The 15,101-nt window shown below is 45.4% G+C and carries 10 protein-coding genes; all 10 read right to left on the bottom strand.

The window, feature by feature from the left end:
* Positions 1-85: 85 nt before the first annotated feature.
* On the bottom strand, positions 86-724 hold the full coding sequence (locus MHH89_RS24410) for a histidine phosphatase family protein (protein ID WP_036682592.1): 639 nt from the start codon (positions 722-724) through the stop codon (positions 86-88).
* A 38-nt stretch (positions 725-762) separates the two neighbouring features.
* Positions 763-1,566, bottom strand: a complete 804-nt coding sequence (locus MHH89_RS24405) for an aminoglycoside N(3)-acetyltransferase (RefSeq protein WP_076278895.1) — start codon at positions 1,564-1,566, stop codon at positions 763-765.
* A gap of 73 nt (positions 1,567-1,639) precedes the next feature.
* The gene (locus MHH89_RS24400; RefSeq protein ID WP_076179469.1) at positions 1,640-3,199 is read right to left on the bottom strand and encodes a response regulator; all 1,560 of its coding nucleotides are present in this window, start codon (positions 3,197-3,199) and stop codon (positions 1,640-1,642) included.
* On the bottom strand, positions 3,196-5,106 hold the full coding sequence (locus tag MHH89_RS24395) for a cache domain-containing sensor histidine kinase (protein ID WP_081387132.1): 1,911 nt from the start codon (positions 5,104-5,106) through the stop codon (positions 3,196-3,198). The genes MHH89_RS24400 and MHH89_RS24395 overlap by 4 nt, the downstream gene beginning before the upstream one ends.
* Before the next feature lie 118 nt (positions 5,107-5,224).
* Complete coding sequence (locus MHH89_RS24390) at positions 5,225-6,919, bottom strand: extracellular solute-binding protein (protein ID WP_036682600.1); 1,695 nt, start codon at positions 6,917-6,919, stop codon at positions 5,225-5,227.
* 92 nt (positions 6,920-7,011) lie between these two features.
* On the bottom strand, positions 7,012-7,902 hold the full coding sequence (locus MHH89_RS24385) for a carbohydrate ABC transporter permease (protein ID WP_036682603.1): 891 nt from the start codon (positions 7,900-7,902) through the stop codon (positions 7,012-7,014).
* Between the two features lie 17 nt (positions 7,903-7,919).
* The gene (locus MHH89_RS24380) at positions 7,920-8,909 is read right to left on the bottom strand and encodes an ABC transporter permease (protein WP_036682605.1); all 990 of its coding nucleotides are present in this window, start codon (positions 8,907-8,909) and stop codon (positions 7,920-7,922) included.
* Positions 8,910-9,082: 173 nt separating this feature from the next.
* Positions 9,083-12,310: a cellobiose phosphorylase gene (locus MHH89_RS24375; RefSeq protein WP_076302337.1), complete on the bottom strand. Its 3,228-nt coding sequence runs from the start codon at positions 12,308-12,310 to the stop codon at positions 9,083-9,085.
* Between the two features lie 28 nt (positions 12,311-12,338).
* Positions 12,339-13,676 (bottom strand): glycoside hydrolase family 30 protein, encoded by a 1,338-nt coding sequence (locus MHH89_RS24370; RefSeq protein ID WP_076276012.1) that lies wholly within the window; start codon positions 13,674-13,676, stop codon positions 12,339-12,341.
* A 394-nt stretch (positions 13,677-14,070) separates the two neighbouring features.
* On the bottom strand, positions 14,071-15,090 hold the full coding sequence (locus MHH89_RS24365) for a LacI family DNA-binding transcriptional regulator (RefSeq protein ID WP_340011848.1): 1,020 nt from the start codon (positions 15,088-15,090) through the stop codon (positions 14,071-14,073).
* Positions 15,091-15,101: the final 11 nt, after the last annotated feature.

Genomic DNA, 15,101 nt, shown 5'->3' with positions numbered 1-15,101 from the left:
GAAGACAAAAAGGCGGTTTCCCGAGTGCGTAATGCACCCGAGGAACCGCCTTTTTTTATAAACCCAATCTGATCTGTAGGAAGTGTTATGATTCCATCCCAGCTTCACTCTCTTCGTAATGGCTCGTATCCCCATGCAGCAGGATTTCCGGCACACCATCCGTAAAATCAACCCTGCATAAGCAGGTCGGATAAATGTAAGGCAGATCCCAGAGCTTAGGCAGCGCTCTGCCCTCAAAATAGGCCATTAACAACTTAATCACTACTGTATGTGTGACAATAAGAATGGTCTCACCTTGATGGTCAACGAGAATTTCCTGAAGCTTACCCAGCGCCCGTGCCTGCACCTCTGCGAAGGTCTCACTACCCTCCACTTTAAACTGCTCAGGGTCTTGCCAGAAATTGCGATGCTGCTCCGAATACTCGCTCTCCAGCTCAGTAGAATCACGGCCTTCCCACACACCCATGCCAATCTCTTTGAACGCCTCAGAGGTCTTAAGCGGAGTACTCCGCTCTCCACGAATAATCTCAGCTGTGCGCAGCGCCCTTGGGCTGGGGCTTGCATAGATGACATCCAGCTGTTCAGTGCGCATTCCCCGGCTCAGCCATTCTGCCTGTTGCACACCAAGAGCCGTCAGTTCAGAATCCATATGTCCCTGCATCCGATGCTGCACGTTCCATTCCGTTTGACCATGCCGGGTTAAAAATATCGTTGTTGTACTCATGCCAGCTTCTCCTTCCGTTTCCCCTATCCAATGAGGTTTTACTTCCTGTTCTGTTCCATCCAGTTCACTGCATAATCTACGATTTCCCGTTGCGGAATCAATTGAGCGGTTGCGGAAGCAACCTGTCCATATGTAATAAGTCCCGTCTCTTGTCCAAACTGATCTGCCAGCTGAACGAAATCGTCAGAATCCCAATCCAGCTCCTTAAATTCCACCCACTGCCTAACTCCATCCACCATAATGGGCGCCCCGCCAAGGGTTTCCTTCTTGCCAGCATAAGATGCGCGGCATTCGGCAAGATGCAGAGAAGTATTATTAAGATTGCCAACACCCAGCAACAGTACATGTCCGCCCAAATCGTAAATCCGAGCCAACGGAGAATCTTCCCCCAGACCCATTTCAATCGAATGACCATACATAATTTCGTCTCTATGCTTGCCCCAAGCGGCAAACGAATGAATCGGATGGTCACTGCGTTTTACTCCTTTTTGTTTACGGAAGCAGTCCGGAATAACCCCCATTCCTCTAAGCTGGGTCAGGTCTGGATCATAAGCCGGCATCTGCTCGCGGATACTCTGCCACCACGCCTCCGGCACCGGTGGGTTGCTCCAGCCTGCGGGATCAGTCAGGTCACTGGAATGAGTGGGCATTACCAGCGTGCCAGATTCTCCGAGGACCTCCTCCAATGCCAAAATAACAGCGACCGGGCCCCCGGCTACCCATTGGCCTAACGATTTAAAAGAAGAATGCAATAAAATCGTCATGCCCGCCTTAACGCCCAGTCGACGAAAATCCGCTGCTAATGTCTGAACCGTAATCAAATTGCCTTGTATTTCTTCCACCCTTCATTCCTCCAATGAATCTTCTCAAATCCATTATATAGGAGGGCCGCTTCTAAATGCATCTTCAATAACCTCAACACTCTTCGGATACTATTTTCGCTCTATAATCACCTGGGGAAATCCCCTCCAGCTCTTTAAAAACACGGGCAAATTGTTTACTGTTCTCGAAGCCTACTTCTTCTGAGACTGTTGCGAGCTTACTGCAGCCTTTTGCCAATAGCTCTTTAGCATGACGGATGCGGACCTTTTTTAAATAGATAACAAAATTCTCACCGGTATATGCCTTAAAGGCTTCGCTAAAATAAGAATAATTCAAGGATACATGATTGCTGACCATAGCCATATTCAGTGGACGGGCATAGTTGGCTTCAATATAGCTCAGTGCCTCTTCCATATCCGCATGCTCGGTATGCGCAGACCTTACGCCTACAATGTATTCATTCACACTCAAGAGTAAGTTCTCCAGCGCACGATAATATTCGTGGAAATGACGATAGTTGTACATATTGCCTACCGTACGATACAGCTTCAATACCTCTACCGAGGCTTCGCCATGTACCCGAAATACTTCATCCAACACCAGTTCGTTTACATTCTGTCCCACGGACTCCAGATAAGCTAGGTCCAGTTCCTTCAAATGCTCAGTTTGAAAAATCACAGATAGAAGATGCTTCATCTCCTTCTCGCGTTCTGTTCCCAGCATATTGAGCAGCTTGCGAAGCTCTTCCTTAGGTAACGGAAAGTTAGACCGTCCCTGACCAACATCCCCATAATCCAACAAACTCACTTGCGGATATAAAAAAGTATATTGCAGTGCCCGGCATGCTTCCTTATAACAGGAACGGAGGTCCTCAAGACTTCCTCCTTCGCTGCTAATCCCAATCGATAATCCCTTTATTTCCTTAGCTTCAGCTTGTCTGGACAGCTCTATAAAATCCTGTTTTCTGCTCCCGATCAAGACTAATTTGCCATCCCAATCCGTTGTGATTTCCGAGAAAAACTTTTCAAGCGGTCCGATCAATCGTTCCGCCAGTCCCTGAACATCCCCCGACTTCATTCTTGTTCCGTCATTGTAATAGTAATTCAACACACCAACTGTAAAAGGTGCTTGCAGATCACTTAGCCACTCTTGCTGCTCACGCTCCAGCGGAACCTCCTGCTGCATTAGCAGTCCCCGTAAACGACTGGACCGCAGTTCCCTGCGGAAGTGTTCCGTTTCCTGTTCCAGCTGCCTTGCGCTGAGATCCTGTTCTTCCTGTTCCTTATCGATATTCTTCAAAATTTCGAACAACTCATCTCGGCGAATCGGCTTCAGCAAGTAATCCTTCACGCGATAACGAATCGCGCTTTTGGCATATTCGAAATCATCATACCCGCTTAAGATCAGCACTGCTGGGCTTTTCTCACCACTTGTTACCTTAGATATCTGCTCCAACAGCGTAATACCATCCATCACTGGCATACGTATATCTGTAATAATAATATCTGCACCTTCGGTCTTAAATATCTCGAAACCCTCTGCGCCATTACTCGCCATTGTGATGGTATACACGGACGGAAATTCTCTTTCTATCATAGTCTTGAGACCGTAACGGATATTCTTTTCATCATCAATGATCAGTAGCTTCTTCATAGTTGTTTTTCTCCTGTCAAAAGAACTTTCGGCAAGGTCAGACGTACCATCGTCCAACTCCCTGCTTCACTCTGTACTACAAGCCCATATTCATCACCATAAAAGATTTGCAGTCGCTGATGTACATTTCTCAGTCCAATACCACCTGTTCGGCGGTCAACATCCCTCTGTTCTGAAGCACTCTCACAGCGCTCATCTTTCGCATAAATCGCCTCGTTCAAAGCAACCAAACGCTCTGGAGTTAAGCCGATGCCATTATCACGAAGCTCTATGCAAATATCACCTTCCGTTTCCGAAATATGAATATGAATGTTCGGGTCCTGTAAATTCTCTTTCTCGTCGCACCAAGCATGCTTAACACTGTTCTCTACAATAGGCTGCAGTGACATTTTCAGCACCTCCAGCTCCAAATATCGAGGTTCAATATGAAGCACTAACTTAACCGGATATTCAAAACGAATATTCATCACTTCAATGTAATTTTCAATGTGGCGGACTTCATCCCGCAGCTTCACATACTCTCCGGACCATTTAAAATTATAGCGCATCATCCCACCCAGCGAGGTCAGTGCGTCCGAGATCGTTCGCTGGTTCTCAATTTCAGCCAGCATTTTTATATTTTCCAGCGTATTATACAAAAAATGTGCGTCAATCTGGTTATGCAGCGTACGCAGCTCAGCCTCTTTAGACAACGCCTGCTTGCTCACTGCCTGAGCCACCAACGTATTGATGGTGTTCATCAGCTTAGAGAAATGATGGGCAAGCTCCCCGACTTCCCCTCCACCACGAATCATTATTCCAGTGTACGCTTCACCTCTACGCACTTTTTTCATCGTTTCGGTCAATCTACGCAGATTTTTTAGAATAAAGGCATTTGTCACATAAGCGATCAGCGTTAGTAAAGTAATAAAACCAACATTGGCTCCAATGATTAAGTTGCGCGTGCGGGAGATATCCTTCATCACTCCTTCCATTGACACTACATTTAACAAATAAGCATCAATTCGTTCTAGCGGAGTGTTAATTAACAAAAACGATTTACCATTCTCCGAGTAATTACTGTCCCATTCGCCAGTTTCCCGGAACTGCTTATACCGTTCTGCAATCATATCAGCCATCTCTAGATTATCCTGCAAAAAAGAATTGTCCGGCCTGGTGAAAAGCTGCAGCTCACTATCCACAAGAAACATCTGGGTCTGATTATCCCGTACATCTGTATACGTCTTGGGTGTAAATCGACTAAGCAGCATATCCACCTGCACCATGCCGATATGATTGTCTGCTGGCCGACTCTTCTCACGCAGCAAAGAAACCTTTGGCAGACTCTCCGTCGGTGCTCCCAAGTATCTCTGCATCAAATCCGGATCATTTTTCTGAAAAGACCAGTATTCCTGCCCCTTCAATTGAAGCGCTTTCTGAAACCATGGGGTGGAAGAAACCCGCTCTTCGCGAAAGATAATCGGCCAAATTTCATGCACCTTATTACTTCTCGAATACAGTCTTAAATGCTCAATATTCGGATTATTAAATTGAATACGAGTCATATTCACATAAGCATTTGTATTAAAATCAACCAAATCTACTAGCTGCGGTTCGGTTTCATTCGCTAAGAATTTTTCTACTTCGGCATCAGAATAAGCCATTTGCGCCGCCCGTTCCATCGCTTCGATCTGATTATGAATATGCAGCTTCTCCATTTGCGACAAATAATCATTTTTCTCGACGGCATCGCGGAGATAGGTATTATTAATGGCTTTATAGGAGTAGACAGAAACCAGCATACACGGGCCTAAAACAATAAAAACATAAGCTGCAATTAAACGGCTCTGAAGTGATCTTCGCCCCCACCAATAACTAAAAGAATGCCATAATGCTCTGGTTCGATCTCGCCTATTCACTTTATACACTTCTGTCCTGTCCACCTCGCTAAAATAGTGAATATTCAAATACTTAATATCTATTCCTTATTATAATTCGAAAATAACCCAAAAGCCCGCAGTTAGCGGGCATTTTGGGTCATACTTTTTATTTTATGGACAGCTTCACTTTATTCTCTTCATATTTCTTTTGTTGGTAGGCATCAAATACATCTTCGCCTTCCTTCTTTCTCTTCTCTAAATACTCATTCCAAATCTTATCGAATTCCGCATCGGAGGAAGCCATGAGCAATTTCGGCATAGTTTTACCGCGCAGCTGTTTCAGCTTCGAAGCGATGATGCCTTCAGGAGAGTTTCCTGTTGGTTCGATTTGTTGGAACTCGGAGGAGCCTATGGATTTACCTCTAGTCCAATCTTCCAATTGCTTAAATGGTTCTACCGATTTAGGAGCCCATTGGTCTGTGATATTCGTATTTTGCAGCATCCAGAATGTAAAGGAAGATCCGATTTGCTTATCAAACGTCGAACGGTCTTTATTCATCAAATCAAACACTTCTGGTTTAAATTGATCTTTTCCATCAATCGTATCGTAGCTGACACCTTTTTCGCCTAAGAACAAGTCTTTGTTGCCTTCTTCACTGTTCAAGTAGCTGAGGAAGCGGATAGCACGTGCTTTATCCTTAACATCTTTGGAGATCAGTGTTACCGTCCAACCGGAGATACCAGGGCCATCAAGGGTTGGTTTATCCAAGTTCGTATTGGAAGGTCCGTCAACAGCGATATACGTTTTAGTTGGATCCTGTTGGTAAATCGTTCCTAGTTGTGCTGCAAAGTCTGTACGTTGATACAGCATTGCGAAATAACGGCCTTGGGCAATTTTTTCTTCCATTTGTGGGCGTTTGTCGATAAAGATATCTTTAGCCAGCAGACCGTCTTGATTCGCTTGACGAAGTGCCTTCATCCAGCGGATATATTCAGGATCGGTTTCACGAGCATATACCTTGCCATCTTTTTCTCTTGGGATTGCCAAGAAGTTCTGCAGGTAACCTTCCAAAGAATCGTTACCGTTCTCGGTAAATTCATGCAAACCAAGTGGAATAAGCGGCTGTCCATTTACGTCAGGGAATTTCTCTTTCGCTAATTTAAGCGCATTCAAGAAACCTTCTGGTGTGCGCATATCTGGACTTCCAATAGCTTCATACATATCCTTGCGGACAGCGAATACTTGGTTGGATACGTAATTTTCTCCATATTTCTCATAGTCGGCAGGAGAGGAAGAAGAGTTAGGATAGCCATACACATTGCCGTCTTCTTGTGTATACCAGCCCAGCTTATCAGCATCGGATACTTTAAAGAAGTACGGATCATATTCATCAGCAAGTTTGTTCAATGGAAGAACAAGTTCACCTTCGACCATTTTCTTAATCGCATCTTCCCAGAAGCCCAAAGTGATGAAATCAGGCAATTTACCGGATGCAATCAGCGTGTTAAGCTTCTCATTCTCGTTACCAGCCGGAACGATGAAATTAATATCAACTCCGGTCTTCTTAGTTACATATTGGGAGGTTGGGTCCACGCCCCATTTATTAGGGAACCATGAGAAGTTCAGGTACCAGTCAAATGTAATGGGTGAAGTATCAATCTTCCATCCCGGTTCATCTGCTGATAATGCAGCAGCAGTCGGTTCAGCACTTGCCTCCGTATTAGTAGCTTTAGCGCTGTTAGCATTACCTTCGGCATTCTTGCCAGCATTATTCCCGCTGGAGCAGCCTGCGGCTGACAATGACATCATTATTGCGAGAAGCAGAACTCCCATTGCTTTTGGCTTACGTTTCATGCCCATGCTTGTTTACCCCTTTTCTATGAATGTTAATTATAAGCTCAACCCCAGTGCCTACAGCTGTAGGCAACCGGAGGAGTTATCACTGCTAGACATCAGCCCTTAATGGAGCCGATCATCATCCCTTTAACGAAATAACGCTGCAGGAACGGATACACGAATACTATCGGCAATGTGGTCACTACCATCGTCGCCAGCTTAATGGACTGTGACGTTACGCTTCTCGTAACGCTGCTGCCTTGTACAGCGACCATCATTTGACTAGAGCTCGATTGTGCGACGACCCGGAACAAATACGTCTGAATCGGCTGCAGATCAGTATTATTGATATAGATCATGCCCGTGAAGTAATCATTCCACTGATACACGCCATGGAACAGCGCAATGGTAGCAATTACAGGCATGGATACTGGAAGTACGATTCTTAGAAAGATGGACCAATCATTAGCACCGTCAATCCGTGCCGCTTCTTCCAGCCCATCGGGAATCTCCCGGAAGAAGGTCATGAAGATAATAAGATCAAAGAAGCTAAACATAACCGGAATAATATAGACTAGGAAATTCTCCAATAGGTGAAGGTCCTTCATCAGCAGGAAGGTAGGAATGAGTCCCCCGCCAAAAAAGAGAGTCACTGTACCCATCAGCATGTAGAACTTACCGCCAATGAGGTTTTTTCTGGAGAATGCATAAGCTACCATCGCTGTGAAAAATACATGCAGTACAGTACCCAAAAGTGTTTTGGCGACAGTAACCCACATCGCCTGCATGATGCCGGGGCTGGCAAACACGGCCTCGAAATTCTCAAAGCTGAACATCCGCGGCCACCAGTAGATTCCTCCCCGCATGGCGTCATTACCGTTATTGAAGGCGTTAACCAATACGTACCAGATCGGGTAAAGCGTTATGAAGCAGATACATAACATGATGAGGTTATTGATGATATCGAACAGGGCCTCGCCCTTGGTTTTACGCTTAAGTGCAAACATATATGGTCCTCCTTATCCTAGAACAACGATGTATCGTTGATTTTTTTAGATACTTGGTTGGCAATCAGCAGCAATATTAGAGCGATAACCGATTTTAACAATCCAACTGCAGTTGAGTAAGAGAAGCGGCCTGAGAGAATCCCTGTATAGTACACATAGTAATCAATTACATTACTTGCACTATCATTCAGTGAGTTGCGCAGGACCAGAATCTGATCAAAGTTGGAGTTCAGCACTCCGCTGACCGCGAGAATGAAGAGAATGCTGATTGTCGATTTAATCGCCGGCAAGGTAACATACCACATCTTCTGAAATCTGCCCGCGCCGTCGATTGTCGCCGCCTCGTACATTTCAGGAGATACACCGGAAATTGCTGCTAAATAGATAATCGCTGACCATCCAAGTTCTTTCCAGATATCAGAGGAGATAATAATTGTCCAGAAGTAACCAGGCTCAGCCAAGTATGTAATTGGCTGATCAATCAGATGAAGCGCTAGCAAAATGTTATTGATAATTCCTACATCAGCAAGCCATGTAGCCAAAATCCCTCCGAGTACCACCCATGAGAGAAAGTGGGGCAAATACGAAATCGTCTGTATGGTCTTCTTGAATTTCATTGAACGAACTTCATTCAGAAATAGAGCAAATATTATTGGCAATGGAAATCCGATAATTAGCTTAAACAAGCTGATGCCGAGCGTATTTTTAATTACATTCGAGAGATTGTCATCATCCATGAACTCTTTGAAATGTGTAAGTCCCACCCATGGGGCTTCTGCAATCGTTTTAACGATGTTGTAATCTTTAAAAGCAATGATAATTCCATACATGGGAATGTAGTTAAAGATTATCATCCACGCAATGCCGAGTAGAGCCATTGTCTGCAAATGACGCTGGGCAATGAACCTCTTCCAAAGCGGGCTCCGATTTACTTTACCGGTTTCGAAATTGCCAGGAATTAACGGCTTCATCGCTGAGCTTACTTCCATGCTTTTTTTGTTCTCCATCCTTTGGACCTCCAGGCTCTATATCTGTATTTAATCTAAAGCGCTTACAATGTTTATGTATCCATTGTATTTGCTTTTGCCTGTCTCCGTAAGGCTTTGAATTTCGGATTATAGGTACCATTTTTCGGATTGAGTGAAAATTTAAGGGCGAGCCGCAGCTCGCCCCTCTATTTTTATGCTAATACTGCTTGAATTTGTGCAATTTCTCCACGCCGCAGAGCCTCTGCCTCTTCACCGCGCACGAACGCTCCAGATATTTTAGTCACAGTTCCATTACGGTATACAAGCATCAAAGATTGAATGCTGACCTTCTTCTCGCCAAAGGTATTTTCACGTTTTGGGTTAGAATAGATTACCTCCGTATTCCCTAGGAAAGTGAAAGACAGTTTGCCCTCTTCATCAAACAGCCATCCTGGCAATACCGGATCGAGAGACAGCGTAAGCGCTCCATCCTCCATTCTGAAAACATGGCTTCCAGCCATCATTGTTCTCCACATGCTTAAGAATTCCGCGGTCGATCCACTAAGTCTCGCTACGAACCCTCTACCATGGTTATTTGGATCAGGATTGCCTCCAGTTGCGATAAATGATGAATTCTCCAGTGTACTGCGTCCATAAACAGCAGGATCAAGGAATGGCACCAGCGACGTCTTCAGCTCGCCGTAGAATTCCTCATACAGCCCGCCCTTCAGCAGCTCAAGCAAATACTTATAGGACATGTGCAGGAAGTTAGACTCCCGTTCTAGCCAGCCTGGTGTGAAGGCTCTCATCCGTCCGATTTCATGCGATTCACCTTCTAGACTAACAGAGGTCTGATACATAGATGTTGCCTGATCATACAGCTCTGTTTGCTTAATCAGATTATAGATTTTTTTTGCCTGCACCGGGTTCTTCATCGTCTTCAACCAGCGGGTAGGTCCTTCAAGGAAATAAGGCAAGGCATAAGCCTTAAACTCCTCTACCACAGCCTTTGGCAATCCGTATCCGCTAATGACTGGCTGACCCTCAGCATCTGTTACCTGATGGAATTTCTCCGCTTCAAAACGGAAATAGGTTGGGGTAAGTCCATTGCCCATTTCTACCGCCTTGTTGATCCCCTCATCAATTTTAACCAGGAACTTGGAAAGGGCTTCGCGGATGTGTTCCAAGGTTACTTCAGTTTCAGCACCCGTAATGCCAAACCGGATACTTGCTCTATAAGCTTCACGGGCTGAAGCTACTGTATCCCAATAGTTGAATTGTTCCACTTCTCCTGCTAGGACAGCAGTTACCGCGTGATATACCGCTTCAAGCAGCTCCGCGATTTCTTCTGGCAGCTTTACAGCTCCCTGTACATTCTCAGCACCGTTCAGCACATCCAGCAAAAAGACTACAGTACGCTTCAGCTCAAAAGTCTCACTCATTCCGGAGCCAAACAATCCCGGCAGACCGTTCATAGCATCGTTCCAGCCCGGCTTGTTGCCTTCCATCTCCACACCCATGCCGTAAGGGTCAAGCGTAGCAAATTTATTCAAAGCAAGAGACAACATCTTCACGAACAGATTGGTGTGGTAAATAGCACCTTGCCCACCTTTGGTACGCAGCCAATGGGTATCTCCAGCTTTCCATTTCAGCTTATGCAGCTTCTCCTCATCCTCAAGGAGGGCGCCATATTGCCGGGCTTTTCCGTCACTAATTACATACTTCTCACTACGGGGCAGCACATATGCTGGGCTGTCATAGAACGCATAAGTACTATCCCCAAATAAAAGCTCCTGCTTCTTGTCAGGGAAAATGTCCAAATAACCTACTACGAGATCCAAATTATATGTCCAGTGATCAGACCAGAAGCCTTCGCCAAAAGCAGCCTCAATGTTTTGCTGTGAAAGAGCCAGCAGACCCGACAGAAACTCCTGCTCACTAACCTTCAGCGTAACGTTTTGATCCGCAATGTAATTGATCAGGCTGCCTGGGGTGAACCGGCTGTTGCATAGCTTAACAAGCTCAGCTTGATGATCCGCAGCCGCTTCTCCGATCCATTCCGCAGCCTTCGCTTTGCTGTCTGGCTTCACTTCAAAGGTTGTTCCTTGAACACTTAGTGGGTTGTAGCCATCTGCTTGAATCAAGCTATAGAACATTTTGATGTTGAAGCTGCCCACCTTCGGATTAAAAAACACATCATTCCGGCGGTTCTGATTCATGTCACGGAAGTTACCATTCCCCTGTGAATAATATTCTGGGGCAAGTGAGAAGAAGTTATAGTCGCGCTCCAAATCGCCATGCTTGCGGGAATATAAATGAACTACAAAGCCATCTCCGCCATTGTCAAAAATAAAAGGATAGCCTCCGCGCAGGAAGTTATCGAGATAGGACTGACGGCAATAAGCATCAAACACAGCCGATGAAGTGTGCGTGGCAATGTCTTCTGTTAATTCCTCTGTCAGACCTGCGGCTTCCTTGGATTTGGACAGGATATATTCATCCCGGCATAACTGCTCCGCCTTTTTATTGATTTTGTCGATGTCATTTACATGCCCAACCAAAGTATTCAGGGTCAAGCTGCTGCCGGGTGCCAAACGTCTAGCCACACCACTGAAGCCGCAAGGAACCTTATTGACTGGATATTGTGGAAGCTCACTCAGCTCCGAAAGCGTTAATCCCGCAAAGCGGTCTGGGTAAGTAAGAGAGGTATTGCCGCCGAAAATAAGTTCGAAATCAACGATTGGCGCGACTTTTTCTCCATCTCCAGTAAACGACAGATAGAAATGTCCATTTGTGATTTCGCTAACCTGTGCACTATCATTGGTGCTGGAACGCAGCTTATAGAACGGAATACCGTTCTCCAGATTGTATACGTCCATCCAGCTGCGCAGCAGGTTACCAATCTCCTTGTAGCCGCTGTTTTCTACTCCGTAAGGCAAAATCTCAGGCAGACCATCCATCAGCTCCAGCTCAATCTCTTTGCCACCGATATTCTCAATCTCCACCCGACGTACCAACGCGGCATAATCATCATTAGGCAGATTGAAATAGTGTACAGTCGTCTTCAGCCCATGCCCGGCATGGCTTTCTTCAAGGGTCAGTCCGTTAGGCAAAATGGTCATGATCCGCTTGGCGGCAGAATCTGGACGTGCCGATTGAAATGGCTCATAAATCTCTTGCTCACCTTTTATTTTAATAAAGGTTCGGAATCCGGTGGTTCCTACGTCTTTATAAGAGATATTTGCTGGAGAGAATTCCATGATTGGCGAGTTCTTGTCGCGTACCCCAAAGCTGCAAATCGCTTGCCCCCGGTTTACATAAAAAGTCCACATTGGAATTCCCTTAAGACCTGCAAGACCTGGCAGGAAACTAGAGAAAGGCTTTCCTGTATCAAACTGCTCCATTACAAAGTTACCTGATTGGAAATAATAATTACTCACGTTAATGTCCTCCTAAACTGTTACTTATTTATGAAATCAGATGCGTTACGATAGAATGAGGGGATAGCTCGCAGTTGGCAATCTCATCGCCAAGCCCCAGGGTTACTGTGCGAACTTCTTCGCTCTCATTCATCAATATGACAGCAATGCTGCCGTCCGGATTACGGAATGCTGTGGATAGGATTCCTTCCGCTTCAGAAGTAAAGCCAATCCGTACCGCACCTGGCGCGATAAATTTACTGAAATGCCCGATATAATAATAAGAGCTGTTATAGTGCAATTCGTCTGTTGTTGTATCTGCAATAATTGGGGCATCACAGAGATTCCCTACATGATTGGGTCCGCCGGTCTCATCCAGTACCAGGTTCCAGTCCAGGTACCCTTCTGTCCATGCATTGAGATCCCCAATCATATTTCTGCCGTAACGTTCACCTGTAAACCATTCGCCAAGCTTGACGCCGCCCTCTTGACAGCCCTCAGTGAACAATAGATGTTTGTCAGGAAATAGATCATGTACCTTCTCTACCTTGTCGAACTCCTCACCACCATACCAGTGGATGCCTGTACCCCACACATATTGTGCAGCTTCAGGATCAGACAACACGACCGAAGCACGTTCGACCATAATATCGCGGTTATGATCCCAGATGACAATGTTCACATCGGAATGGCCTGCCTGCTGCATCACTGGACCGAGATGATTTTTAACAAAATCGCGTTCCTCTTCCGCACTATAAATGCAAGAATCCCAGACTTGAACAGCAGCCGGCTCATTTTGCACGGAAACCGCCCAAATAGGTACGCCTTCCTTCCCATAAGCTTCGATAAATTTGGTATAATAGCGTGCCCAAACTTCAGCGTATTCTGGCTTGAGTGATCCTCCATTATTCATTTCACCATTTGTTTTCATCCATGCCGGAGGGCTCCAAGGAGACGCCAACATCGTGAACGGTCCGCCTTTTACCTGCATTGCATCCTTAATCAGCGGAAGCACCCACTTATGATCATGAGAGATATCAAAGGTAGCCAGCTCCGTATCATGATCAGCGACATAAGTATAATTTCCAAGAGCAAAGTCACAGCTATGGATATGAACACGACCCATGTTATAGCCTAATCCCTCTACCGGATGAAAATAGCGGTGAATAACCTCTGCCCGGTTCTCAGGACTGAGCCGTGACAACGTATAGGCCGCAGCTTCTGTGAAAGCGCCGCCAAATCCGATCATCTTTTGGAACTCCTGCTCTGGCCTAAGCTCTACATCGGCAGATCCAGAATCTACTCTTGTGCTAAAAACAATTGCCTCTTTCGGAGTTAAGCGTTCCCCTGTATCTTTTGCAGTTACTACAGTTTGAACTTTTGCCATTTCATCCATCTCCTCTAATTGTTTTGTTACTAACAACAAGCACTGCCTTTACTGGATCACCATCCGATGTTAGGGTTCGGAGCGATGGGCCACTGAAACGTTTGAGAAAATTCAAGGAAGCCCTCGGTAAATTTTGATTTCATCTCAATTCGAAACCTATAATCGAAACCGGTTTCGATTATAACGAAAAAAAATGATCTAACGAGAGCAGGTAAAAAGCGGCATAACAATATGCCCATTATAGCCCTATTCCTCTGAATACGCTGTAGCAAATACCGCATAGAAAAAATTCAAGCTATGATGTCCTCTACTTTATCAGGACTCTTTTCTCTACGTCAAGATTTATCCTGTGGATAGCAGCCCGCTCTCTGTAGTTATGGAATTTGATACAGCCCTAATCCCCGCTAGCCGGAGGTGCACAGGATTCCCGTTCGATCACTTCTACCGGAACTAAAACCGCTTCCTTATCCAACTGTTTCCCTTCAATCGATGCTAAAAGAATGTCCGCTGCCCGGCTTCCTAAAAGTGCCGTATCCTGACGAATGGTTGTCAATGCAGGTGTAACATACTCAGCTAGATCAATATCATCGTAACCCACAACTGAAAGGTCCCGCGGTACGGAAAGTCCACTATCTTTTGCCGCCATAATAGCCCCTAAAGCTAACATGTCACCCGAAGCAAAAACAGCGGTTGGCCGATCAGGCAGCTTAAGAAGCTCCAGCATCGCGTTATAACCACTTTCACGAGAATAAAAAGCTCCATTCACAACATAGGACTCCGGCACTTCAAGCCCCTGCTGCTTCATAGCGTTCTTATACCCTAACTCCCGAGTTTTACCGGGAAAAGTGTTCATCCCCCCGGAAATATGAGCAATCTTGCGATGACCCAAAGAAACTAAATACTCTATCGCAAGCTGAGCTCCAGCCGTATTATCCGAACATACCGTATGCGACTGCGTAGTCTCAAAATCCAGAATCACAGTAGGAATATCACTCTCTAGCAGCTCACGGAAATAGGGGTCCTCGTAATCAGACAAGAAAACGACAACACCATCTACACCACGGATTCGGCAATTCTCCAAATACCCGCTTTGTTTACCCCCAACATCCTTGGAAATAAACATGAGGGCATACCCCTTATCCACAGCAACCTTCTTAAAGCTCTCAATCACAGCGCTAAAAAAGGGATGGCGAATACCAAATCCCGTATTCTCTACAAATAATACACCGATGGTCCATGATTTCTTAGTAGTCAGTGTACGGGCATGGGAATTCGGCAAATATCCCATTTCTTGGGCAACCCGGAAAATTTCCTGGCGAGTCTTCTCCCGTACATCGGAATAATTATTAAACGCCTTGGATACCGTTGTAGGAGAGTAACCGGTTCTTTTGGCAATATCGTATATAGTTGTCAATCCGGTTCACT

This window comes from Paenibacillus sp. FSL H7-0323 (assembly GCF_038002725.1).
In the GTDB taxonomy this organism is placed as follows: domain Bacteria; phylum Bacillota; class Bacilli; order Paenibacillales; family Paenibacillaceae; genus Paenibacillus_AQ; species Paenibacillus_AQ odorifer.
Note: the sequence above shows the minus strand (reverse complement) of the source record. Positions and strands in the feature narration are given on the sequence as shown.

Coding starts and splice junctions, on each gene's coding strand:
- MHH89_RS24380 (WP_036682605.1), bottom strand. CDS start 8,909: ATGGAGAACAAAAAAAGCATGGAAGTAAGCTCAGCGATGAAGCCGTTA.
- MHH89_RS24390 (WP_036682600.1), bottom strand. CDS start 6,919: ATGGGCATGAAACGTAAGCCAAAAGCAATGGGAGTTCTGCTTCTCGCA.
- MHH89_RS24385 (WP_036682603.1), bottom strand. CDS start 7,902: ATGTTTGCACTTAAGCGTAAAACCAAGGGCGAGGCCCTGTTCGATATC.
- MHH89_RS24370 (WP_076276012.1), bottom strand. CDS start 13,676: ATGGCAAAAGTTCAAACTGTAGTAACTGCAAAAGATACAGGGGAACGC.
- MHH89_RS24410 (WP_036682592.1), bottom strand. CDS start 724: ATGAGTACAACAACGATATTTTTAACCCGGCATGGTCAAACGGAATGG.
- MHH89_RS24400 (WP_076179469.1), bottom strand. CDS start 3,199: ATGAAGAAGCTACTGATCATTGATGATGAAAAGAATATCCGTTACGGT.